At 28.3% G+C, this 26,092-nt stretch carries 19 protein-coding genes and 1 rRNA gene; 17 read left to right on the forward strand and 3 right to left on the reverse strand.

Annotated features, from left to right (window positions below; genetic code table 4):
• Positions 1-227: 227 nt before the first annotated feature.
• The 13 genes from lgt (at position 228) to JV175_RS00065 (ending at position 18,273) form a co-directional block, all read left to right on the forward strand.
• Positions 228-1,223, forward strand: coding sequence for a prolipoprotein diacylglyceryl transferase (lgt, locus tag JV175_RS00005; RefSeq protein ID WP_205498116.1), 996 nt, complete (start codon positions 228-230; stop codon positions 1,221-1,223).
• Positions 1,223-2,149 (forward strand): NAD(P)/FAD-dependent oxidoreductase, encoded by a 927-nt coding sequence (locus JV175_RS00010; protein ID WP_205498118.1) that lies wholly within the window; start codon positions 1,223-1,225, stop codon positions 2,147-2,149. Before lgt ends, JV175_RS00010 begins: the two co-directional genes overlap by 1 nt.
• Before the next feature lie 155 nt (positions 2,150-2,304).
• The gene (gene mip, locus JV175_RS00015) at positions 2,305-4,509 is read left to right on the forward strand and encodes an Ig-specific serine endopeptidase MIP (RefSeq protein ID WP_205498120.1); all 2,205 of its coding nucleotides are present in this window, start codon (positions 2,305-2,307) and stop codon (positions 4,507-4,509) included.
• 14 nt (positions 4,510-4,523) lie between these two features.
• Complete coding sequence (locus JV175_RS04220) at positions 4,524-7,751, forward strand: putative immunoglobulin-blocking virulence protein (protein ID WP_205498121.1); 3,228 nt, start codon at positions 4,524-4,526, stop codon at positions 7,749-7,751.
• On the forward strand, positions 7,738-9,141 hold the full coding sequence (locus tag JV175_RS00025; RefSeq protein WP_205498122.1) for an MSC_0624 family F1-like ATPase-associated membrane protein: 1,404 nt from the start codon (positions 7,738-7,740) through the stop codon (positions 9,139-9,141). Before JV175_RS04220 ends, JV175_RS00025 begins: the two co-directional genes overlap by 14 nt.
• Positions 9,131-9,646, forward strand: a complete 516-nt coding sequence (locus JV175_RS00030) for an MSC_0623 family F1-like ATPase-associated protein (protein WP_205498123.1) — start codon at positions 9,131-9,133, stop codon at positions 9,644-9,646. The genes JV175_RS00025 and JV175_RS00030 overlap by 11 nt, the downstream gene beginning before the upstream one ends.
• A 1-nt stretch (position 9,647) precedes the next feature.
• Complete coding sequence (locus JV175_RS00035) at positions 9,648-10,565, forward strand: MSC_0622 family F1-like ATPase gamma subunit (RefSeq protein WP_205498124.1); 918 nt, start codon at positions 9,648-9,650, stop codon at positions 10,563-10,565.
• Positions 10,552-11,025 (forward strand): MSC_0621 family F1-like ATPase epsilon subunit, encoded by a 474-nt coding sequence (locus JV175_RS00040; protein ID WP_205498125.1) that lies wholly within the window; start codon positions 10,552-10,554, stop codon positions 11,023-11,025. The genes JV175_RS00035 and JV175_RS00040 overlap by 14 nt, the downstream gene beginning before the upstream one ends.
• On the forward strand, positions 11,012-13,081 hold the full coding sequence (locus JV175_RS00045; RefSeq protein WP_205498126.1) for an MSC_0620 family F1-like ATPase-associated subunit: 2,070 nt from the start codon (positions 11,012-11,014) through the stop codon (positions 13,079-13,081). The genes JV175_RS00040 and JV175_RS00045 overlap by 14 nt, the downstream gene beginning before the upstream one ends.
• Entirely contained in the window at positions 13,081-14,619 is a 1,539-nt protein-coding gene (locus tag JV175_RS00050) for an MSC_0619 family F1-like ATPase alpha subunit (RefSeq protein WP_205498127.1), read from the forward strand. Before JV175_RS00045 ends, JV175_RS00050 begins: the two co-directional genes overlap by 1 nt.
• Positions 14,619-15,980: an MSC_0618 family F1-like ATPase beta subunit gene (locus JV175_RS00055; protein WP_205498129.1), complete on the forward strand. Its 1,362-nt coding sequence runs from the start codon at positions 14,619-14,621 to the stop codon at positions 15,978-15,980. The genes JV175_RS00050 and JV175_RS00055 overlap by 1 nt, the downstream gene beginning before the upstream one ends.
• 50 nt (positions 15,981-16,030) lie before the next feature.
• A complete protein-coding gene (locus JV175_RS04225) occupies positions 16,031-18,058 on the forward strand; it encodes an MIP family Ig-specific serine endopeptidase (protein WP_205498131.1) in 2,028 nt (675 codons plus the stop codon).
• A gap of 14 nt (positions 18,059-18,072) precedes the next feature.
• On the forward strand, positions 18,073-18,273 hold the full coding sequence (locus JV175_RS00065) for a hypothetical protein (protein ID WP_205498132.1): 201 nt from the start codon (positions 18,073-18,075) through the stop codon (positions 18,271-18,273).
• Positions 18,274-18,469: 196 nt separating this feature from the next.
• Here the strand turns inward: JV175_RS00065 and rrf are convergent.
• Positions 18,470-18,573 (reverse strand): 5S ribosomal RNA (gene rrf / locus JV175_RS00070).
• Between the two features lie 127 nt (positions 18,574-18,700).
• Between rrf and JV175_RS00075 the strand changes: the two genes are divergently transcribed.
• Positions 18,701-19,609 carry a hypothetical protein gene (locus JV175_RS00075; RefSeq protein ID WP_205498133.1) on the forward strand — a complete coding sequence of 303 codons (909 nt, stop codon included), beginning with the start codon at positions 18,701-18,703 and terminating at the stop codon, positions 19,607-19,609.
• Between the two features lie 38 nt (positions 19,610-19,647).
• Here JV175_RS00075 and JV175_RS00080 read toward each other — a convergent pair whose 3' ends face one another.
• Together JV175_RS00080 and JV175_RS04230 are read right to left on the reverse strand one after the other, a co-directional pair.
• A complete protein-coding gene (locus JV175_RS00080) occupies positions 19,648-20,307 on the reverse strand; it encodes a uracil-DNA glycosylase (RefSeq protein ID WP_205498134.1) in 660 nt (219 codons plus the stop codon).
• Complete coding sequence (locus JV175_RS04230; RefSeq protein WP_205498135.1) at positions 20,297-21,136, reverse strand: methionyl-tRNA formyltransferase; 840 nt, start codon at positions 21,134-21,136, stop codon at positions 20,297-20,299. Before JV175_RS04230 ends, JV175_RS00080 begins: the two co-directional genes overlap by 11 nt.
• Before the next feature lie 283 nt (positions 21,137-21,419).
• Here JV175_RS04230 and JV175_RS00090 point away from each other — a divergent pair, with 283 nt between their 5' ends.
• The 3 genes from JV175_RS00090 to JV175_RS04235 all read left to right on the forward strand — a co-directional run bounded on the left by JV175_RS00090 (position 21,420) and on the right by JV175_RS04235 (position 26,091).
• Positions 21,420-22,646 carry an AEC family transporter gene (locus JV175_RS00090; RefSeq protein WP_205498136.1) on the forward strand — a complete coding sequence of 409 codons (1,227 nt, stop codon included), beginning with the start codon at positions 21,420-21,422 and terminating at the stop codon, positions 22,644-22,646.
• Between the two features lie 92 nt (positions 22,647-22,738).
• Positions 22,739-23,707, forward strand: coding sequence for a lactate/malate family dehydrogenase (locus JV175_RS00095; protein ID WP_205498137.1), 969 nt, complete (start codon positions 22,739-22,741; stop codon positions 23,705-23,707).
• A 269-nt stretch (positions 23,708-23,976) separates the two neighbouring features.
• A complete protein-coding gene (locus JV175_RS04235) occupies positions 23,977-26,091 on the forward strand; it encodes a P68 family surface lipoprotein (RefSeq protein WP_205498138.1) in 2,115 nt (704 codons plus the stop codon).
• The last annotated feature ends 1 nt before the right edge of the window (position 26,092 follow it).

Raw genomic sequence — 26,092 nt, forward strand, 5'->3', positions numbered from 1 at the left:
GACTTAATAGAAAAATTTATGATAAGTTTTCCAAATATAACAGAGCAACGAAAAATTGGTTCATTATTCCAAAAACTCGATAGACTGATTTAACTCTATGAATTAAAACAACAAAAGCAAGAAGCAATCAAAAAAGCTTTACTTGAAAAAATGTTTGTGCATTAAAATAATATATTTTTTTTAAATGTATAATTATTTTTATATTACTTTATAAGAAAGGAGCGTTTATGGAAGAATTTAAAGGTTATATTCCTGATAATGACAGTCAAGTTTTAAAACTTGGAGATATGCGTCTTTACTCATTTTTAATGATGTTAGGAATGCTTTGTGCTATCCTTACTGTTTTTTGATTCTGAAGACGTGAAAAATATAAATTTGAACTGTTTGTTACAGTTGTTATTATCACTCTTCCAACCTCAATTTTAGGAGCAAGACTTTTCTTCATTTTTGAAAGAATGTCAGTTGGAGACTGAATCTTTTTAAAATCTAATTGATACAAAATTTGAGAAGGGGGACTATCCATCCAAGGGGGTGTTGTAGTTTCAGCAATTTGTGACTTAATTTTCTTAAGTTTCAAACGAGATTTAGTTGATTTAAAGAAATGTTTTTCAATTATTTTACCAACTGTTTTTATTGGACAAGCAATAGGACGTTGGGGAAACTTTGCAAACCACGAAGTTTATGGAAAAGTTGTTGATGCAAATGATTGATCAATCGCTTTTCTTCCTTCATTTATTAAAGAACAAATGTACATTTTTGCTCCCGCTAATGGTTCAGCGGAATCAATTTCAGCTTATCGTGCACCTTTATTCTTCTATGAATCAGTCGCAAACCTTTTAGGTTACGTAGTTTTAGTTTGAGTATTAAACAAATGAAACTGACTAAGACCAGGAACAACTGGTGGGCTTTACTGAGTATACTATGGTACTGTTCGTTTCTCAATGGAAAATCTTCGTGAAGAAAGTTTTACATTCTATAACGTTCTTTCAATCATTTATATTGTTGTTGGGGTTTTATTAGTTATTTGATTTAACTTCACAAGAAATACTCGTTATACTGTTTACAAAGTTCCAAATTTCGAAAATCCAAAATGAGCTAAAATTTTCTATTTTATTGTTTGAGAAGATTCTATTCATTACATTAATCGTCGCAACCAAGAAAAACAAAGAATGAAAATTCTTAAAGAAAAACAAAATAATGTACAAAATATAGGAGTAAATTAATGACAAATACAAAAACTGATTATGATGTTGTTATTATTGGTGGGGGTCCTGCGGGATTAACTGCTTCAGTATATACAACAAGAAGTAATTTAAAAACAGTTTTTATTGAAAAGAAAGTTCCTGGTGGGAAACTTCCATTTCAATCAAAAATTGAAAACTGACCAGGCGAAACAATGATTACAGGGGCTGAATTAGCAACTAAAATGTTTTCACAAACACAGGCTAATGGCGCTGAATTTGTTTTTGGTAACGTTGTAAAAATTAATAATGTAGAAGATTTTTACAAAGAAGTTATTTTAGAAGATGGACAAATTCTAAAAACAAAAACAATAATTGTAGCTAGCGGAATGCTAAATAGAATTCCTAAAGATATTAAAGGAATTGAAGAATTTGATGGTAAAGGTGTTTCATATTGTGCTATTTGTGATGGTCCACAATATAAAGGGCATCCAATTGCTATTATTGGTGGGGGAAACTCAGCAATCGAAGAAGGTGCTTTCGTTGCTTCATTTGCTTCTAAAGTATATGTTTTTGTTCGTGACAAAATTATTGCAGAACAAAAACTTGTTGATGAATTAAAAGCTAAAAGCAATGTTGAAATCCTTATGAATTCACAAATCTTGGAAATCATTCCAAACGAAGAGGGTGTTGTAGGAAAAGTTAAAGCTTTTGTCGAAGGTGAAGAAAAAGAAATTCAAGTAAGTGGAGTTTTCCCTTATATTGGTTTCATTCCTGCTACCGATTTCTTAAAAGATTTTGAAGGTGTATTGGCACCAAATGGTTTTGTAATCACTGACGAAAATATGGAAACAAAAATTAAAAACGTTTATGCTGTTGGTGATGTAAGGATCAAAGACATTCGTCAAATAACTACAGCTGTTGGTGATGGAACAATCGCAGCCAAACACATAACAAACAAACTATAATAATTTAAAATTCACTGTTTTCCCTTTAACGGAAACAGTTTTTTTTATTTTTTATAAAGATTTTTTAACTGAAAAATATAACAAAAATCTTATTGTTTTATATTTAAATGCTAATAATGATATAAAAAAACAAAAAACTAGTACAATTTCAAGTTATGAATAACAAAAGATATTTTAAAAATTTTTTATACTCTATTTTATTATTTTCGGCATCAACAATGACTATCACATTTGTTGCTGCAGCTTGTGATAACAAAAATAAAGATAAATTTAAACCAGAACAATCAAATCCAAAAACACAACCAGAACAACCAAATTCAAATCCTGAATCCATCATTCCTTCGAATCCTGGTGTGTCTTCCCCCACACCTAATCCAGGTGATGACGTTGAGACAGAACCTTCTACTTCGGGATTTAATTCTTCAAATACACAACCAGTAAATACTATAAATCCTACTGGACCTAAAGATGAAGAAGCTTACAATAGACTCTCTCAAAAAGAAAAAAACACAGTGGATGTAAATAATTACGTATCAGCATTACGTGCTTATCTAGAAGAAAGAGGTATTAAACCTGCTCCGGAAGCACCTTTTAGTAATTACAATGCTAAAGCAATTCAAAATAATCAATCGACATGAGAAGATGCTTACTATCGTAATTTTAGCATTTACCAAAAGGATGGGATTTATTTAGAACCTTTAAATATTTCTACACCAGTAAAAGCCTATTGGAAAGCAACGCCTAATAACTATGGTAAAGCACGCTATTTACCTAATGAACTTTACAAAAAAATTGCCTTACAAAGTTACCAAATTGAAATTGTTAACTCAAATAAATTGATTGATCCTAATTCGTTAGAAGTTGAAAAAGGTACTGCATGAATTTTAGACTATAAAACGGAAGAGGGCAAAGAATATCCAACTACTTGGTATTTAGCAACTAATCTTCACGTTGCTCAGAGAATTATTAAATCTCAAGAGGATAAACAAACGAATTACACAAATATTTCAAAACTCCAAGAAGAAAAAGATAAAATTACACCGATTAAAGAAAAAATTAAACAGTATGAAGAAGAATTTAATCATATTAAAGAAACACAAGGCGAAAAGGCTGCTTTTGAGTCAAGTGCAATTATGAATTATAATAAATACTCTAATGAGCTTAAAAAGTTATTAAAAACAAATTTTGGAGAAACTGAAAAAATAAATTTATATCACTTTAATGAAGATACACCACTTAATCAAAAATTAGATGTTACAAATTTAGCAGTTACTGTTGATCGTTTTAGTTTTGAACCATCTCAAGTTAAATTAATATATGCCGCAAATAATTTTATGAATACTAGCCCTTCTGAATATGTGTCAAGTCTTTCAAAATATAAAAATTATGAAGAAGCTGCTGATTTTGCTGTTTTAGAATTTAAATTTGATCAAAGAAATAATGAATATAAATATTTTTCACAAGATAAAAACTCTGATGTTAGCGTTTCTAATGCTTCTGAACTAGCTAAAAAAGCAACAGCTAACTATGCAAACTGAGATTCCAGTGAAAAAGTTAAATTTGCAAGTTCATCTGTATTAGAAGATTACGAAAAATTGAGCACTGAAAATGTCAATGTTACAATTAATGACAATAAAACAGTCAGTGTTCCTAAAATAAAAGTTGATTTTCTTGCTTTAGGATTTCCCAACGCACAATATGACTATCAATTAACAAAAGAAGATAGGGCAAGGATTAACGGGGATTCTATTTTTGGACAAGGCTCAGATAAATTGAAATATACAACAAGCATTTGAATTAATAAACCAAAAGATTTGCCTAAGATTTTTACTAAAGATTTAGGTTCTGGACTTTCAAGTTTTATTGGTTACCGTACATTTACTAATAACCCAGGAATTACTGATATTACCCTTTCTGTTCCAATAATTGATTCTTTGGGAATAGGCGGAGGAACTTTTAATATTGGGAATGTTAAGGACAAAACATCTAATTATAAACAATCAGAATATATTAACTTTGGACTTGGGTATAATCTTTCGAACTGACAGCCCCTTCAAGGTGCTAGTGGCTCAAGTGTAAGAGATGTTAATGGTTATCTTTATGGTATAAACTTCGCAACAGCAGATAGTTCATTAACAACAATTACTCAAGCTTTCCGTTCTGAAGGAAGACATTATGACGGATTGTATGGAAAATATAATCTAGCACAATATGATTTGATTTACGGTGGTGGAAAAGACCAAAGAACTTCATATCGTCAAGCTTTAAAAGATGCATATGGAAAGAATTATAAAACAGCTTTATTTAGTAATGGAACTGACGATGCTTATGTTCCCGTTGAATATAGATTCATGAAATAATTAAGGTGCTATAAATGATTAAAGCTAAAAAATATAAATTAATTGCTACCACAGTAGTACTTACCTCTGTTGCATCAGTAGGAGTCGTTATAACAGCTTCTATCGCAACCACAACAAAAAATAGAGAGCTTAAAACCGGATTAATAAATTTTGAAAAAGGAATAAATTCAAATATTACTGATAAAAACATTATTGATGATGTAAACGCAAATTCAACATATGATAATAATCTTGCTATTAATAAATTTGAAATAAAAATTATTTTTAAAGAAGAAGCAAAAATAATTTCTTCATTCACACTTAAAGTCGAAAATCCTGAAAGTGTAAATATTACTGAAATAATACCTGATGGTTATGAATTGAGCGATAGTTCACTGGACCAAACAAAAATGAATTTAGATCCAAATATTGATAATGTTATTGCTATTAAAAAAATCACTGTACATCATACAACTACAGTGCATTTTGTTACTGCCGAAGGCAAAGAAGTAAAAACTGAAACAATTCAAACAATTAATGATGAAGAAATAAATATTGTTGACCACTTACCTGAAAAATACAAACTTGTAAATCCTAAACAACAAATAGAAGTAGGTGTAGAAAACACTGTTACTGTTGAAAAAATTATTGAAAAATTTATAACACAAGTTACATATAAATTTAATAACGTAAACATTGCAACTGAAAACATTGTTTCTTTTGATGAGCAAAAAGTTGATTGACAATCAAAAATGCCAAAAGGTTATAAATTAAAAGAAGGAAGCCCAACCCCAAACATTACTCCTGGTCAAGCTGTCACAATTCCTATTGAAAAAATTGTTATTGAGTACACAACAACAATTAACTTTGTTCTTGCTGGACAAAGTGGAGTTTTCAAAAGAGTAAAAATTAAAACCTACGATGATGAACCTGTTGAATGAGAATCGAAAATACCAACAGGTTATAAATTATTAAATGAAAATAGAAAACCATCAGTTACCCGTGGACAAACAGTAAATATTACTATTGAAAAAATAAAAGTAAAAAAAACAACTAAGATTCAATTCTACAGCGGTTCTCAAAACATTGGTAAAGAAGTTAGTGTTATTTCATATGATGATGAAAAAATTAATCTTGCTCCATTAGTTCCTGCAAAATACAAATTAGTAAACTCCAACCCAATTATCAACATTGGTGAATCTAACCGAATTGAAGTTGCTAAAATTGTTACTGAATATCGAACAACTCTTGTTTTTGAAGATCATGGAGTTTCAATAGTAACAAAAACTGTTGTAACTCACGATGACGAAAATGTTGAATATAAAGGTTTAGTTCCAGAAGGTTATCGTTTAACATCAGCTTCTGAAAATTTAACTATTCAACGGGGAACAACCAATAAAATCGCAATTGAAAAAATTCCGAAAACAATTGAAAAACCAGAAGAAAAAGGTCCAGAACCAGAAAAACCAATTGTTGTCAATCCAGAAAAACCTAAAGACCCTATTATTGCTCCAACTGAACCAGTAGTTCCTTCAAAAAGAGAAGAAGAACTCAAAAAAGTTAATGAAGTTATCAAAAAAGCTGGTGCAACAGTTAATCCAAATAACGTTAATGTACCAGATCCTTCAAGAATAAAACAACCTTCAAGCGGTGGAAGTATTTCGGCAAAACAAGCAGCAGAAATTAAAAACTCTATTAAAAATATTAAAGAATTCGCTAAAATGAAAATTAACGGTTCATTAAGTGAAGCTCAAATTCAAAAACTTGTTACTTCATTTAAAAGCCTTTATGATTTAGATCAAACTAACCAAGGAATTGCTTTTAATGAAGAATCTTTACGTAATTATTTAAAACTTGTTGAAAATAATGGAAAAACAACCACTCAAAAAATAAAAGAAATTGGTTTTGTATTAGGTGGTAGAGAATTAACTGATGCAGATGATCTTAATAAACTATTTCAAACACAACTAGACATAATCAGTAGAGAATTAGATAGCCAACTAAAAAAAGGTATGATACCTATTTTAAACTATGGGGGCACAAATCTTGGTGGAGTAGTTTGAGGTTTTGCTGATCAAAGTAAAAACCCAGTAAGAAATAAAATGATTAGTGATAATAAAAAACGTGTTCTTGCAAATGATGGAGAATGAAACAGAAATCCTTCAGAAGTTTCAAACATGGAATATAAAGGTTGAAATAAAAATGATACAACCAATTCATACTCTAGTGCAGGGGCGAGTTCTTCAAAAGGAATCACAGTTTATGAATATACACCTGATTCAACTAATAAAGTTGCAAAACCAGGTGACAAAATTATTGTTGCTGTTTTAGATGCTGCAAATCCAGCTGGTTACAGAGAATTTACAGACTTCTTAGCAAAAGTAAAACAACAAGGTAAAAAACTTGATGGGGTAACTATTAAAAATATGGGATACCGTGATGAACGTCAAGACTTTAGAGAAATTTTAAAAACAATTCCTGACCATATTAAGAAAGTAACTTTATTCTTTGAAGGTTACAACACAGATTCGTTAATCGGGTTAACAAACAAGACAATTGATGAACTTGAAGTTGTTTCAAGTTTAAACAACTTAAGCGACAAATGAGCTATTGATCCAAGAGCTGTTAATAAAGTTAAATACTTTAGCTTTGATTATAACAATAACACAATGAATAATGGTGGTGGTGTTGCTGCTTCAATCGTTTTCAATACTTTAAGATTTGCAAAAGATTCAACATTAGACCAAGTTAATGAAAGTATGAAAATTGCTTTTGTGGATAAAGCTGATCAAAGAATTTTCCAAGGTGCTTTTGGAGATGGTTCATGACCAACATATTTAGATCTTACACAAACACCACAATTACGTTCATTAAAAGGTATTAATCTATATAGCAAAGTATTCTTTAAATTAAAATTATGAAATTCTACACCTACATTTACTGTGGAATTAAAAGATATTGATAAACAACAATGAAATGCTTTAATCGTAAAAGGGCCAAGAAGAGCTGAATTAGATTTCGAAGGAGCAGATGTCAATGCTGTTTACCTAAAAGGCTCAATTGATGAAATTCCAAATAATTACAACCAACAGTTATATGGATTATTTGAAGCCGGAAGAAACGCTTTTAGAACAGTTTATGTTGACTCAGAAGCTGTTGCTAGAGTAATTAATAAAACTCAAGCAGCAAGAAAATTCGGAAAACAAGCTGTTGTAAAACCAGCAGATTTTAATCAGGGAGGAGAAATAAGTGGTTTCGAATAGTATTAAAAAAAGTATTTTTCCAATACTTAAATATTCAAACCTAGCTTTGGCTTTTGTTGAATTGTTTATATTCTTAATTTTGGCAAGTAGACTTATTAATGTTGATAACTACTTTTCAACAAAAGATTTATTTTTAAACAATAGTTTTGATGCTAGTGCCAAGAACTTTAATATTTTGTACAATATCGCTTTATTTTTTAGTCTTATTGTATTAACAGGATTTTACAATTATCGGAATATACACAAAAATTTGGCTCCAACTCTAAAATATATTCCATGATTTGTTGTTTATGTTTTATTTTCAATAATCAGTTTAGTTATTCCATTTGTTTGAAATGATCTAAAACTAATTACCCTATTTTATAAATCGTTTTTATTTATAATCTTATTTTTAATTAATTTTGCTTACGATTTTTATACAAAGATTATTCAAAGAAAAACATCGCCCATTTCAAAAAGAATTATTCTTTCATTAATAATTTCACAATTGTTTAAATTAATTAATATTTTAATTTTATTAATGTGTTTATATGTTTTTGTTAACAACAGAACAGATGGAGTTGAAAATAATCTTTTTGTGTCTAATCCTCTAATTGATGGTTTTGAAAATACTTTCTTCCAAAAAGGTGGATTAGGCTATGTACTATTGTTTTTATTAATAATTGCAATAATATTAATGATTGCAATGTCACAGTTTTCATTTATTTATGAATATAACAAAAAACAATACATTATTTCATTATTAAAAAACACAAATACTTACTCGATCTCAGTATTATTTTCAATAATGGCGTGATACTTTGTGAAAATGTTTAGTAATGTCTATACAGAAGGTATTATTATTTTTCAAAAACCTAATTACTGATTATGAATAATATTTACAATGTTTTCAGTATTGGTTATTGGTTTCTTGATATTTGTAAAAATCAAAATTAAAAATAAACAATTACTTAATAATTATTTTTCTTCAATAGGATTTTCATCATTTCTTATTGTTCTAATTTTTAGCTTAATATTAAGAATTTTTGTTAATGATAAATTAACAAATACAGTGATTTTATTGATGGTTGTAATCACAGCCTTATCTATTTATCAAATAGCTCGGACAATTTACACAGTTCCGAATATTATCAGAATTTCAATATACATTCTTACTTGAATTATGTTGCAATTTGTTCTAATTACTCAACAATTAAACATCGAACTTTCACATTTAGACAATACATCCATGTCAGTAACATCAACAGCATTTAATCTTCCTGATATCGGTATCATTATCATTTTATGTCTGTCAGTTTTATATTTAATAATCAAATCATCTACATGAATTTATGCTTCTGTATTTATTTACAAAAGAAACAAAAAAGGGGTAAAAACATATGAAATTTAGTTTAAAGAAAAAATCCGCTAACCTTGAAAAAAATAATCTTGTAAATGAATATCAAAAAATAGCTTTTGCAGAATTTAATAAACTAAAGAACAGTGAAAAGAAAGTAAGTTTTCAAGAAATTAAGAACCAAATTATTATTGAATTAAATTCACCTAAAATTCAAGAACTTATGGATAACCTTGAACAAGATATTAATAAAGCTATTTCAGAAAAAAAACAAATTCTTTTCGAAAACTTTTATCTTGATTGAAACCGTAATGAAAGATTTAGTCTAAACATGTTAATTCCTATCATAAATCCAAAAATCAATTCTAATTCATTTGCTTTAAACTTAATTCAAAGTGACAACATTGAAAAAATGGAAGTTCTTGAAACTTTAAATTCATTAATTGACAATACTTTTAAAACTGGAAAACTTTTTGCATATAATAAAGATTTAATTTTTGCTTTTGATAAACAAACTAAAAGTGTAAAAGTTTTCTTCTCTGAAAACTTTATAAAATAATATGAACTTAAAAAAACTACAAAATAAACTTGCAAGTTATACAAATATTTATAAAGTAATTGAATCAGAAAAAAATATTACTTTAATTAATATTCTTAAATTATCAAAACAAAATAATTATTTCTTAAGTCGTTCAATTCAATCTAAACACTTCATTGAACAAATTACTCAAAGATATGAAGTTAATAATGAAATAATTAAATCTTCAAAAAAAATTCAAAATAAATTTTTACAAAAATTAAAATTAAATACTAAAACTCCAAAGTTATGAGTTTATATAACTGAAAAAGAAAAATACGAAACTGACTCATACGCTAAACATGAAGAGTCATTGAATAAAAATGCCGATTTTAAAAAAGATATTTTTATTTCAATAGGTGAAAGAGCAAATAATTTTTGTAAACAAAAAAAAGCTAATGTGGTTTTTGAATATAAAAAGAACGATGTTGCATTTTTATCAAATTTTTTGCCTAAATATATTGAAAATTTCATCGAAAACAACGGTTATCACGATATTAACTTTATTATAAATTCAGCAAAAATTAAAGATTCTTGACTATCAGTTTTACCTATTGAAAAATTCAACTTAAGACTGGATGAAGTTAACAAATTTATTCCTAACGACATAGACTTTAAAAATATTAAAATCTATCCTAATATTGATAATTTTATCGAAAGTGAAGTTCATTCTTATTTAACTTACATTACATTGACTTTATTAAACGAATCTTCGATTGTTAATGAAAAATATAATCTAATCGCCCAAAACAAAATTATCAATGACTTAGAAGATCGCTTATTTGTTTTGAAAAAATTTGTAAACCGTGAAAAAAGACAGCTTGAGGTTGAAGAAATTTCACTGCTTTCATATAAAAAAGATTTAATTCACCAAAGAAAGGGAAAAGATGATCAAAAATAATTTATTGATGGTTTCTCAAGAAGGTGTAACTAAAGAATTTAGTATTTCATCATTGCAATTAAATATAAATGGTAATGACTCATGAACTAAATTTGAAAATAATTCAATAGCTAGCTATCGAACATGTTTTTTTAGAATTGTCGAACAAAATAAAAATATCAAATATTTTATTTTAAATAATGTATTCATTAAAAATAACGATAATATTATCGAAATTACATACAACGATCGTTTTCATTGATATTTTCAAGATCAAAAAATTTTTGCTAATGAAAAAAATCTAATAAATAAATATCAAAAAATTTCTAAGGAAAAAAGCGAATTGAAAGCTTTAGATTCTTTAAATCTTTCAAGCTACAATCGTACTGAAATTGATCAATTAAATAAAGAATATAACAAACTAAAATTACAGATTGATTTTAGTCTCGTTGAAGGAGGGCAAAAAAATGAAGAAAAATAAAAAACTTTTTCTTTCAATAGGCCCTGTCCTTGCGACACCTGTGCTAGCGCTTACATTTTTATCAGCTGACACAAATGTTTCAAATAATGGAGAAGAAAATCCAGAAAATCCTGCTCCAGCCGTTTCTGATCCAGAATTTAGTACTTTTTCTTCAAAAATGGATGCTTTTATTCATGATTCACTTTCGGAATTCATAGATAGTTCAATTTCGGAAGTGAATAGAAGAATTAATAAGCTTCTGGAAATCGAAGATGAAAACTTTAATAAACAACTTTTAGTTAAGGTTCTTTATTATAAAAAATTAGCGGCATTTTTTAAAGATAATAAAGATGCTATTTTAAAAAATCCACAACAATATGGATTTAATATTGTTTTCCCAAGAATACTTAGTGATGATGCTAATTACTTTCATGGAGAAATAACTTATCAATCACAGACTTTTGATAACATTATTATCGGTAATAAAGCTCCTAATGATTATTCAAATCAAATAAACTCAGAAAATGGGTCAATTACCAAATCACAAGATCAAACATTAAATACAATTGATTGAAAAAATCTTTCTGAAACAGGAAATAAATATTTTTCACAACTTAGTGGAGAATTTGAAAAAATCTTTACAAGTCCTGACGATTTACCTGATGAAAGTGTAAAAATTATCAACCCTGAAAAAGGTTTTATTGATATTGAAGCTCCTTCGGGCTTTGCTAGTTGAAATCAATACTTAATTAGCAAAATTTCTCCAAGATTCACGCTTTTTGATTTACAACAAAACCAAGATTTTAATGATAAACACAAAGAAGAAGAGCCTCAAGCCGAAATTCCCCCCTTACTTCCTGAAGAAAAAACTTTAGAAGATCCGATTGAAAGCGATGTGGTTCAAAACATTTCTCGTTTAAATCCTTATATTGACTGACAATTTTTAAATTCTTCTAATTCAGATTTAATAAATCCAGTCAATATTAATCAACATTTTTGATTTAATAACCCAATTTATACTAGATTTGAATATAAAGTGTTAGAGGTTAAAGAAGAATCTGGACAATTGGTTGCAAAAATACAATTATCAGATCGTTTAAAACCTGAAAAAATCAACATTTATAAAAAGCCGGTTGTTCGCTTTACTTCTGTACAAGTTGCAAAAACAACACAACTCGCTTACTACATTATTCAAAAAACATTCAAAAGATTATATGATGCTTTGGGTGTAGGTTCAAATATTGAACTCTTAAAATTAAGATCAAATAATCTTGCTAATTCAGTGTATAAGATGATTCAACAAGCAATTAAATTAACAAATAATTCAACATTTAAATTCAATGTTAATGCAATCATAAACAATTACACATCATTAGTCGGGAATCAAAACTTTAGTAGTCTAGAAGATGGGTATAATAAATTGAAAAATACAAATTTTGCCCATGACATTGATTCACTTTTCACAACAGCTTTAAAAATTTCTTTAATTAATAACGCCCACTACTGACAATTTTTATCAAATGCATTTAATAATCTATTTTATGCAATGAAAGAAAATATTATCAGTGTTGAAAGTTATGTTAAAGAAAACTTAAAAAATTCAAATCACAAAATTGAAAATCTTGAAACAGCTCTTAATGTTTTAAGAGATGATATTAATATATTTAGCGGTATTGCAAAAACATCAACATTTGATGCAAACGCTCAATATAACTCAATCATTGCAATTATTAATAAAATTCATACACAATTCCTTAATATTGGAACAATAACAATTAATAAGGATATTGATTTCGGTTCAGATAATGCTGAAGCTACATCTTATAATAATGCTTTCAAAGAACTTCAATATAATTCCTTTTTACAACCAGATAGTTCTAAACATTTACTAACAGGTTCAGCAATAGCTGTAGCAATTCTTGCATTATTTTTCGGATTTGTTGCAGTAATGTTAAAAGTCTTTAAAAATAAAAAAATAAATAATGAAAAAAATAAAATAATAATTAGTTCAGTTATTTCAATAACAAGTTTAGTTGTTGCAATTATCTTACTAGTATTAGCGATAGGAGTCTTATAATGGCAAATAATAAAATTGTTGTTTCATCAATTCTTGACTACGTTGTTGAAATAACAGGTGAATATGACTATAAACAAAATGAAACATTTACAATAAAAAATAAACCAGAAATTAAATTATTCTTGATTTCTGCGACAAGTGATAAAGCATATTGTTTAACAAATGCTCAAGATGGTCAAATCAACGTTGATGATGTTGTTGAAGTGCGTCAAGAATCTCTAGAAGTTAAAACTTCAAAAGACATGTTTGGAAAAATTACTGATATTTGGGGCAAAGCTATATTCAGTAAGGAAAAAAATTTAAAATTAGAATCACAATTCTATGACTCAGTATCTAAACCATTTAACAAACCTAATTTATTATTAGATTATGAGCCAATTAATGAACAATTAATCACAGGATACGTATCAGTTGATTTATTAATTCCTGTAGGAAGAGGACAAAGACAATTAATTATTGGTGATAGAAAAACTGGTAAGAGTTTTATTGCTTTAAATACAATCATTAACCAAAAAAATCAAAATGTCAAATGTATTTATGTTGCAATTGGTCAAACTCAAGGTAATGTTGCAAATGTTTATGAAACCTTAAAACAAAATGATGCATTAGATTACACAATAATCATTAACTCATCAGCTAATAATCCTTTTGACCAATATTTAGCTCCATATATTGCTATGGCACATGCTGAAAATATTTCAAAAACAGAAGATGTTTTAATTGTTTTTGACGATTTAACAACACACGCAAATATCTTCCGTGAAATCGCTTTATTAACTAATAAACCAGTTGGTAAAGAAGCTTTCCCAGGAGATATGTTCTTTGCTCACTCAAGACTATTAGAACGTAGTGGAAAATTTAAGGGACGCAAATCAATAACAGCATTACCAATTGTACAAACAGTTGACAATGACATTACGTCTTTAATTGCTTCGAATATCATTTCAATTACAGATGGACAACTTGTTACAAGTAGTGATATATTTGCTTCTGGAAAATTACCGGCAATTAACATTGATTTATCTGTTAGTCGGATTGGTGGAAGTGCACAAACAAAACACATTGCGAAAGTTTCAAGCGAAATTGGAAAAATTTACAAAGCATACCGTCGTCAAATTAAACTTGCATCCTTAAAATATGATTTAAACGATCAAATGTCAACTTTAATTCAAAACGGAACATTAATTGATGACATGTTTAATCAAAGAGGAGTATCTGTTTATAATCAAAAAAGCATTTATCTAATTTCAAAATTAATTGCTTGAAATATTTTAAAAGGTGTTAAAAATATTCCTGAAGCAATGAAATTTATCGACATTTTAATCAACAATGATGAAATTGCAAAAAAATCATTTGAAAGTTTAATAAATAATACTGCTACTGATTCAAATATTATTAGAAATTACTTTGCATTTATGCTAAATCAATACTCAGAATTTAATAATTTAGATTGAAGAATAAATGTTGAAAAAGAATTTGTAAAACCAGAACAATCTATAATGCAAAAATACACAAAATTAACTAAAGGAGAAAAATAATGAGCTGCAAAATTACAAAAATTTGAACTGATGTTATTGAAGTGGCTTTTGAAAATGAAGAAGTTGCAAAAGTCAACACAATTTTAGCTTCAGAAAATCAAAATTCAATCCTTTTAGTTAAAAAAATCACTGATTTTAACTCAGTATATGCAATGGTTATTAAAACCGATGAAGAACTATTTGTTAATCAAAAATTAGTAAACACCAATAAAACATTTGTTGTTCCTGTTGGACAAAAAGCAAAAAATAATATTTATAACATTATGGGTGAGTCATTAACAAACCCAAAAAACAATTCTGAAAAAGTTGAAATGAATTCCACTATTCAAACCAATAATAACTTTAACTGAGAAAATAAAGTTTTAGAAACAGGAATTAAAGCAATTGATTTCTTCATTCCAATCATCCAAGGTTCAAAAATCGGAATTTTTGGTGGAGCTGGAGTTGGAAAAACTGTTTTAATGAAAGAAATTATTTTTAACCTTTCAAAATCACAAGAAAAAACTTCATCCATTTTCATCGGTTCTGGTGAACGTTCAAGAGAAGGAGTTGAATTATATAAAGACCTTCAAGATTCAGATTTGATGAAAAACTCAACAATGTATATTTCACAAATGAATGAATCAGCTGGATCAAGAATGAATATTGTTCCTGTTGGTTTAACAGCGGCTGAATATTTAAGAGACCAAGAAAAAGAAAATGTTTTACTTTTTATTGATAATATTTTCCGTTTCTTACAAGCAGGAAATGAAATTAGTGCTTCAATGGACAAAAAGCCATCAATTGGTGGATATCAATCAACTTTAAATACTGATATTTCATTGATTGAAAACAGAATTTTTGCTAATGAAAATGGATCAATTACTTCTTTCCAAACTGTTTTCTTACCAATGGATGATTTTTCAGATCCTTCAGCGGTTGCAACATTTAAACACTTGGGAGGAAGTTTAGTTCTTTCACGTGATATCGCCGCAAAAAATATTTACCCAGCTTTTGATCCCCTTGCTTCAACATCAGCTAGTGTTGATCCAAACATTATTGGTTCAAAACATTACGAAGCAATTATTGAAACAAAACGTATCCTACAGAGATATAAAGAATTAGAAGATATCATTCTTATTTTAGGATTTGATGAATTAGATAAAGCATCAAAAGAAGTTGTTAAAAAAGCCTTACAACTTCAAAACTTCTTTTCACAAACATTTTCAATGGCACAAAATTTCACCCAAAGATCAAGTGTTTTTGTTAAAGTAGAAGACACAGTCGACTCAGTTAAAAGAATTATCGATGGTGAATTTTTAGATCACGATCCTGAAGAATTTATGTATATTGGTTCAGTTAATGATTTAATTACAAAATAATACCAAAAAATCAAAAAATCTCTTGATTAAAATTTATTTCGTTAATTAGTGTGGGTACTGTTTTTAGTTTACCTTTTATTGCAGCTTCTTGCAGTAGCAGTTCTAAAGATGAAACTGATACTAAAAAACAGTATAATGCAGTTGAATTAATTGAAAAAATTAATCAAATTAAAGATTTGAAGAATTTCAAAAGATCTGAGACTGTTTTAGAACAATTAACAAATTTTATGAAAATAAAAGTGTCTGAAAATACATATTCTAGTCAAGAATACACAAATTTTCAAACCGCTTTTAACAATGTTGTTAATACATCTAAAAACAGTCTTTTTTCTTTTTTAAGTTCTCTAGAATCAAATTCATTAACCATTTTACTAAATCATGAACAAAATGAATATACTGAAGCTCTTTTCAGTCAATTTAGACAATATAAAGATGCTGCTAATGCTGAATTTCAAAGTATCTTAAATAACAATCTAATCGATTTAGGTTTAGATATTAATAATTTTGATACTGAACAACAAAAAGTAAACACATGATTAAATAGCCCAGAATATAATGAAGACATAAAAGAAAATATAAATCAAAAAATCACTGAAGTTAGTCAATTATCTACAAAAATATTGCTTAATGAACAAAATGAAAAATCATTATTATTTTGACTTTTTAAAACAAGTATAGATTCAATTATTAAACAATCAGAAGATAATAAAACTATTAACTCAGATGTGTCACACGAAGACAGTAACCAAGGTACACAAGGCACTGAAGAAAATCAGCCACAAAATTCTGAAACAAATAATGATGGAAATCAGGAACAAGATTCAACAAGTAAAAATAATTCAGAAACTAATAATAATCAAAATCAGCCACATCCTCCAGTATTTCCACCAAGCTTTAATTGAAATACACCAGCAAATAATACAGATAATCAATATCCAGATTTTGTAAATGAATACAAAATAGTGGATGATAACAAATTGTATAGTGATATTTATAAAAGAACTTTTGCTGTTGCTTATTCAACAAAATTAAAAGAATTAGAAGGCGAACAAAACGACAAAATTATTGAAGGACAGGGAACATCATGGTTGCTTGACTATCATAAGTATATAAATGCAAAAAATAAGTATAAATTATTCTTTGCAACAAATCTTCATGTTTTAAGTTATTTTAGCAATGCTATGAGTTCAGAACTATTAAAACATTTTAATTATCAAGACCCTACTGGTAATCAATTAATAGGTATTGCTCTTGGAAAAGCTCAGCATCAAGAAAAAAATTCTAAAGCTATTTACTACGCAAATTATACAATTTTTACTGATTCTAATTTTGATTCAAGATGGGCTAACAAAACTCAATACACTCAAGGAATTACAAATCCAAGACTTGTTTTTGCAGCTTTTGATTATATGGATCAAGCATCTACAAAGCAATATCAGGAAATAATTAAACAAAGATATCAAGAATTTATTGAACACAAAGATTCGAACAACGAAAAAATTATTAAGTTAAATGATGGTAGCGACATTCCCTTTTATACTGATTTTGCAGTTTTTGAAGTCGATATTGACTTAGACAAAGTTGATTCTACACTTACAAAATGAGTAAGGGAAGCAATTGAATCCTTAAATAATTACGCTCAATATAATACAGAGCATAATCAACCGAACACAACTCAATCACAACAATTGTGACAAAATATTGATTATTACAGTGCTTCGCAATTAAATATTGATCACATGCTTACAAATGCTAAAGATATCTACATTGCTGGCTATCCATCAGATAACCAACAAGGACAAGCCTGAATGCAAAATAATCCACTGCAAAGAAACAGCGATGAATTTTCATATTTTAGAAGCCCTAAAAATAAAGATGCTTTTGCGTTTGCGACAAATAATGTTGAAACTGCAAGCATAAACATTTATACAGCGGTATGAAATCGTTTAATGGCAAGTTATTATGGTGTAAATTATAATATTCGTTTTTCATCATTATATTATGGAGCTAGTGGTTCAATGGTACTAAATCAATTTAACCAATTAATTGAATTTATAATGGTGTTAGTTCTAATGTAACTTACGGAGACTTAATGAAAAGAGCAACAATGGCTCCAATTCAAGTTTCACGAGATATTAAGATTAACGACAATAATACAATTTACTCTTATAACTTAATTGATGGCACCAAACATAAACATCAAAAAGCAAGTTATCTTCAAAACCTTAAATATATTTACAAAGACGGATTTGAAGATGGGGACTTCAAAACATTCTTATTTAATTTAAAATAATAATATTTCAATCAACATATAGATTTTTAAACGCAAACCAAAAACAGGAATGCGTTTTTTATTTTAAAACATTTTAATATTGTCTAAAATATCAAAAAACCACAAGAAGTTTTAATTTCTTGTGGTAAATAAATTTTTGCGAAAACAAAAATTAAATAGAATTCTAATGTTTATTTATCATTAAAAAAAGTATAAAAAAAAGCAACGTCCTATCTTCCCATACGGTATTGTCGGCGATGAAGGGCTTAACTGCTGAGTTCGGAATGGGTTCAGGTGGACACCTTCTCTGTGGTTGCTACATTGAATATTGTACTATATAAACAAAAAAAGTCAAATATTTTTAATTATGAAAATTTTTATGGTTTTTTTGACTTCTTATTTATGAGGAATATAATTTTTTATATATATTTAATTTTAAGGAAGAGAGATGAAAAAGACTAAATTAGGATGAGCTTCAATAGCTTTTTTAGCAGCAACAACAGTTCTTGCAACTCCTTTGGTTGCTGCACAATGTAATCAAAATAGTAAAGAAGTGGCTGAAATTAAAGTTACTAGCGAAAGTGATTTATCAAAATTAAATAATGATAAAAAAATAGAGAATATTGCAACAAAACTTTATGATCATGTTTTTGCTTTAACAATTGATTCATTGAAAAATGATGAAAACTGAGAAAATTCAATTCGTAATATTTCGGAGTTTAAGGTTTTAGACTCAAAAAATAATGTTCATGTAATTAAAGAAGAAAATATTGTAGATCTTTTAAAAGATCAACTTTGACATTTACATTATTTAAATGATTCTTTTGATAAAAATTCAATTATTACTCAAATAAAATTACACTTAATTAGAGAAACAGTTCCAAGTATTATTGAAGAAAATAATGATTTTTATTTAATTCTATCAACTGCTGTTGACTATTTAATAAGCCCTAAAATATTAAGTGATTTATCGAGTAAAGAAAAAGTAGATAACTTAGTAAAAGTATTTACACGTGTTCAAAATTATTTCATAAATCTTGACATAGCAATTTGAGACACTGTAGAAAAAAATAAAGACGAAAATAAAAGACAAGAACTTATTGCAAAAGTATCTCTAATGTATCACAAAATTGCTACAGAAATTACTTCTAAATTAGGAATAGAAATAGAAGGTTTGAATAACATAATAAGTAATTCTGGACACCCTGTTCCAAATATGAAGTTAATTTTAAAAATCAAAAATCAAAAAGATTTCTTAACTAAATTAAATGCCCTATATAACGATATTCAAAACAACAAAAACTTTGCCTTTAAATTTGAAAAAGAAATTAATGATTTACTTAAAGAATTAAAATAAAAAACAAAAATGTAACGATTTAATGCGTTACATTTTTTTTAAATTAATTTAGTTGATCAATCAATAGGGTTTTTATTTTTTTGGATCAAATAATTATTTGCTTGTTTAAAAATGTTACTTCCGATAAAACCACGATAACAGCTTAAACCTGATGGATGTGAAGTTTTAAGAAAAAGATTGTTTGGGTATTGTTTTTCTACTGGTTTTATGAATTTTTGAGCAAAATTTCCCAATAAAAGAAACACAATATTTTTATGATTTTGACATATTTGCTTAATTGATGATAAAACAAAAATGTCTCAATTTCAATCCTTGCAAGCAAGAGCTTCATTTTCAAATGTGGTTAAATAGGTATTAAGCAACAAAACCCCTTGCTGTTTTCAATATCTTAGTGAATTTGTTTCAAAAGTTGACTCAGGGTAACAATTTTGAATTTCTTTGAAAATATTTTTTAAAGAGCTTGGTGTTTTATTAAGTTTGCTACTAAAGGCAAGACCATCAGCAACAAGAGGCTGATAATATGGATCTTGTCCAATGATAATAACTTTTAAATTATCGAAATCTAAATCATAAGCATTGTATATATTTTCAATTTTGGGTGTAATTTTAGAGATATTTTGGTTTATTTTGTATTCAATATTTTGAAAATATTTTTCTTGTTTTTGATTTTGTAAAAAATCTTGAAAATTAAATTTCATGTGTAACTTTTTTCTTACCTTCCATTTGGTATTCGTATAAGTAAAGAGTACCGTCTTTAAAATCTAATTTCATAGGAGTTGAAATCTTAGTATCAGTAGCGCGGAATATTTTTAACCTTTTATTGTTCATGAAAATAAAAGCTCCAGGTTGATTGTTAAACGCTTTTATTTTTGCCAATGCATCAGAAACGGAATCAGTTAAGAAAAGTTGTGCGTCTTCATTTGAAATTTTATTTGCAAAAGTAACTTTGGTTTCATCTTGTTTGATTGCTTTGATAGTTTTATCTTTTAAACCTTCTAGTCAAGAGTCAATATTTTTAATTGTAATATTAGCCATTTTCTCGTATGCTTCTAATGCTGTATCTTCTTTTTCAACATCATAACTTACTTTTGCTATTATGTCGCCAGCATCCATTTCTTTTGTCATATAAATAAAAGTAACACCCATTTGTTTATCTTTATTTAAGAAAGCGTGTTGAATCGGTGCTGCCCCCCGATATTTTTCTAGTAGGGAACCATGAACATTTACTGAAGCGATTTTAGCAAGTTTTAGAATTTTTTCAGGAATATATTGTCCGAAAGCAGCAGTGATCAAAAAGTCAAAATCTAGTTCTTGTAATTGGGAATATATCTCTGAAATTTTTTCAGGTTGAAAAAGCGGAATATTAGCATCTTTTGCAAGCTTTGCTACTTCTGTGTCAATAAGATTTTTTTTGCGATCATATTGACGATTTGGCTGAGATATTATCGCAACAACATCATGATTTGCAATAAGGTGTTCGAAAATTTTTTTACTAAAACGGATGGTTCCAGCGAGTACTAATTTCATTTTTTTCTCCTTTTTTTGATTTTTTTATGGTTTTTCCATATTAAAAATTAAAAAGTAAAAAATAACTTTTTCAATAAATAATTCAGTTTTTTTATAATTTTTTCATTTTATACCTTCTAAAGCTATTTTTTTAGCGTTATTTATTAAATAAGGTAGAAGAAATATATTCATGTTATTAATAATAATTATGTTATTATTTAATTGAGGTGGAAACACCTAAATAGCTAGAAAAAATCTAGCATTTGTAAAAAATATTAGTTAGTTATTAAAAAAAGGAAACAAAATGGAACATTTTGTAAAGGTTATTTCAGCCCAAGGGATGTGAGGTGGTGTTCTTGCTACTTTAACATTCGTTGTTATTGGGTTTTTAGTAACAAGAATGGGTCTTTTTACTAAAGAAACAAACCAAAAACTTTCTCAATTTACATTAAAATGAGCCTTACCATTTTTATGTATCGTTGCATTCATGCAACCAGCAAATGCACAATTGGGAAAAGAAATTGGTATTGTTGTTGGAATTAGTATTGTATTTTACGTTCTAGCAGCAGTTATTTCCGAATTAATTGTTAAATTCGGTCCTAAAATGATGCCAAGAGCAATTCAAAGAAAAGCTTTAGAAATGTACGAAGCTTCAGATAAATCTCAATCTTCAGAACACTTCAAAGCAGCAGCAGTTGCTAAATATGAAGCAAGATTATTAACAATCGTTTTAATGCTTTCATATGGATCACTACAATTCTTTGCATACCCAATGGTTATTGCAATGTCAGGTTCAATTTTTGACGGTAGTGCTTTAGCACTTGCACAAGTATGATGTATTCCATATATGATTGGTGCATTCTCATACGTAATGCTTAAATATTCAGGAACAAAAGTTTCTACAAAAAACATTAAACCAGTTATAAAAGCTGTGTTTAGTCCAATGATGTGCTGTCTATACTTCTCACTAATTATGTGAGCAATTCAATTCGCAGTACCACACAAATATGCAATAGTTGATGGGAAACCATACCAAATATCAGATGGTGGTAAACAATTCTGAGCAGGATTTAAAACAAACTTACCAGCTATCGGTAAAGTTCTAGATTCAGGAGTTGGAATTATTTCACCACTTGCATGATTAGTAATTGGTGGAACATTAGCAAATTCAAACATTAAAAAAGCTGCAAAATCAGCTACAGTTTGAACAACAACAGCTTTAAAATTAATTTTAATGCCACTAATTATGTTATTCATCGGAATGGCATTAGTAGCAGGAGGATTAATTACAACAAGTACAGGAACACTTCTAGTATTACTAGGAGCTACTCCTCCAGCAGCTGTATGTATTATTTTCTCAGTTGCAAACAACCACCCAGAAACAAGCTTAACAGCTGAAGTTTCAGCACTTTCAACATTACTATGTTTAATTGCAATGCCAGTTTGAGTAATTATTGGTTATGTTGCAATGAAAGAAGTTGCTCCACAAACACATGCAGCAGCTTCAATGCTTTCAGTAGCGTTAGCTTAGTTAAATATTAGGATCTTAAGAATTCTAAAAATACCAAGGGTCCTTTCGGGGACTCTTTTATATATAAAAACATTTAAAGTGAAGGAATTATTATGAAAAAAATTATCGTAGTAGGAATGGGAAATGTAGGATTTACATTTACAAATATTGCTGTTAGTCGCGGACTACAAGCAAACTACGTATTTGTTGATATGAATGAAGACATTTGTGAAGCACATGCACACGACTTCCAAGATATGGTCGCATTGATGCCAAGAAACAATTCAACATTCAAAAAAGGAACTCTATTAGAAGACTCAAAAGATGCAGATGTTGTTATTATTACAGCTTCAATTCCTATGAAAAAGCTTACAGACCGTCTACAATTAGCTGCTGATAATGCTCTATTAATGAAAAAATTTGGAGACGATTTAAAAGCTGCAGGATTTAAAGGTTGTGTTGTTGTTGCCGCAAACCCATGTGATGTTATGGCTGCTGCAATTCACTACGCATCAGGACTTCCATTTAATAAAGTTCTTTCAACAGGAACATTATTAGATACAGCACGTATGAGAAAATTTGTTGCCGCAAAATTAGGTGTTACAGCTGATTCAGTTCTAGGTTATACACTAGCAGAACACGGAGCTTCATTAATGGCTGCATGATCAACTTTAAAAGTTGGTGACACAATGATGTCAGATTTAATTAAAGCAAACAAATTCTCAAAAGAAGAACTAGAACAAATTCTAAAAGACACTGTTGCTGAAGGACTATACATTTATTCACGTAAAGGTAATACACAATTTGGAATTGGAACTTCACTATTTGAAATTACTGACGCTATTGTAAACAATAAACGTTCAGTACTTCCTTTAGGAGTTAAATTACCAGAAGAATATAAAAATTCAGGAATTTATACATCTATTCCAGTAGTTTTAGGTGAAAATGGATACGAATATTTATCAACAAAACCATCATTAAATGAAGAAGAATGACAAGCATTTGAAAAATCAACATCATCACTTGCTAAAGTTCATGAAGATGTTTTAAGATTAATTGGAATCGAAAAATCATTTAAATAATAATTTTTAAAAAAAATGCGAAAAACCCTTAGAAAAAGAGTTTTTTCGCATTTTTTGTATTAACTTTTGTCTTTTTTAAAAATTCAAAAAATAATATTTTTTTATATTTGTTTTTTTTAATACTTTTTTTAAATTTATATTAAAATTAGAGATGAAAATATATTTATGAAAGCAATTAAATCAATTACTAAAACAGACCATACAATTAAGGCCTAAGTGCCTCTTTTGAGGTCTGTTTTTTTAAAATAATTCAACCTAAAGGAGTGAATATGAAAAAAGTCACTAAATTTCTAGCGGCAACAGCCGTTTTAGTAGCACCAGTTGCAGGATTAGCTGCAAGTTGTCAAGCAGGAAGATTTGATCAAAATGATGATGGAAAACTATTAATTCTATCACCATGATCAGATTCAAACAGACAAGGACAGATTTTACGTGAAGTTGTTGATTATTACAACAAACACCAAACAAATGCAGAAGATTTCTTACCAGTAAATATCGAAATAGCTGGTAAAGGATATCAAGATACAACTCTTCAAGCAAAACTAAACGCACGTGATAAAGGTACATTAGCAAACGTTGTTATTCAATATCCAACAGTTGCATCAACAATCCTTTCCTATGATATGCAATTACCATTTGATGATTTAAAAGATACAATAAATTCAATCTTTTCAGAAACATTCTTAGATGTTAATTCAACAATTTCAGGTAATAAAGATAATCACCTATTAACAATTCCAATGACAAAATCAGGGGAAATGTTAACAATTGATAAAATTTTAGTAGGAAAATTTGCAACAGAATTAGTTGCTTTAGGAGCAACACTTGATCCAAACGCAACATTAATGAAATCATACGTGGATTACTACAAAAAACCACACACAACTGGTGAAAGTGGTGAAGTTGACAAAATCTGAGAATCAGGAAAAATTAAAGATTCTGAAGTTGAATATAAAAACGAATTAAAATCAGAATTAGCAAACTACACAATATCTGACAGTATTTTTACTTCTTATGAAGAACTTATTAAATTCTCAAAATATGCAAAAAAAATGTATCCATATTCAACATACTACGTTTTAGGATTAGACTCTTTCCCTAACCAAACATTCGTTGCTGCTGATTCATTAGTTGGTTCAACCAATGATGCATTAGTAAACAAAGATGCGTCAGAAGTTGTTGATGGTGGATATAACTTTAAATCATTCCACACAAGCGGAACACCACAAAACAAAACTCTTAAAGCCGTTTATGAATTATTTAAACCAGGATTTGAAGCAAATGCTATCTGAGTAGGTGGTGGTGGAGCATATGGTTCAAGTTCATTAACTGTCCAAAAAATGGCATTTTCATTAGGTTCAACAGCAGGATATTCACATACATTCTATAAAGATAATGCAGTAGTTAAAAAATTCCACTTTGCAACAAATATTCCAGAATTAAGCGCTAAAAAGAATGTTTTTGACAAAATTACAAGTATCTCAAATGTTGGTTCTAAATTAGCCCCAACTGATGCACAAAAACAATGAGCCATCCTTGAGGGTGAACAATACAAAAACCCAATTTTAAAATCAACTGAAAAAAAAGTTGGAAAACACGACTATATTTTAAGTGACAAAAATGCAGATGCTAAATTTGCGGAAATTCAAAATCAAGAAGGTTTCTTGGTTTATGGAACTCCTTTTGTTTATGATGAAAGTAAAAAAGTTGTTAAATATAAATTTGATGATGATGCTGATTTCGAATTTAATAAAGAAGTTAAATATCTTGGACAAATGAAACAAGGTCCAAGTGGTAAACTATACGACTTATTCTTCTTACCACAAAAATACTTAATAAAATCAGTTTCAAGTGGATCTGGAGTTGTTAATGAATTAGATGCTGACTGAATCGCTGCTCCTTCAAAAGTTAAATCAACAGATACAACAAATTACTTCTTAACACAAGGTCCTTCAATTATGGGGGTTCATGCTAATGACAAAGAAGATAAAGCAACAAAAGCATTTATTAAATGATTAATTTCAGAAAGAATTACTTTAACTGTTGATAAAAAAACTTATGAAAATTCAACACCAGTTGAAATTATTGCTGCATATGGTTCATATATTGCACCTACAAAAAATATCTTAAGTTTAGATAAAAATTCAGAAGCCTACAAAAAACTAAAATTAAATAAAGCGACTGAAATAACATTTGATGCTTTAAAAGATGTCTTAACAAATCCTAACAGTAACAAATTAGTAGAAGATCCAGCCGCTCCTAAATCTCAAACATTAAGACAAGGACTTGAAGCAGCAGGAAAAAGTTTCATGACAACAACAGATCAAGGTAAAGAAATGTCATTCAACCAATTTGTTCTAAAAATTAAACAAGCGGTTAGATAAT

The sequence above is a fragment of the [Mycoplasma] gypis genome (assembly GCF_016924775.1).
GTDB classification, from domain to species: domain Bacteria; phylum Bacillota_I; class Bacilli_A; order Mycoplasmatales; family Metamycoplasmataceae; genus Metamycoplasma; species Metamycoplasma gypis.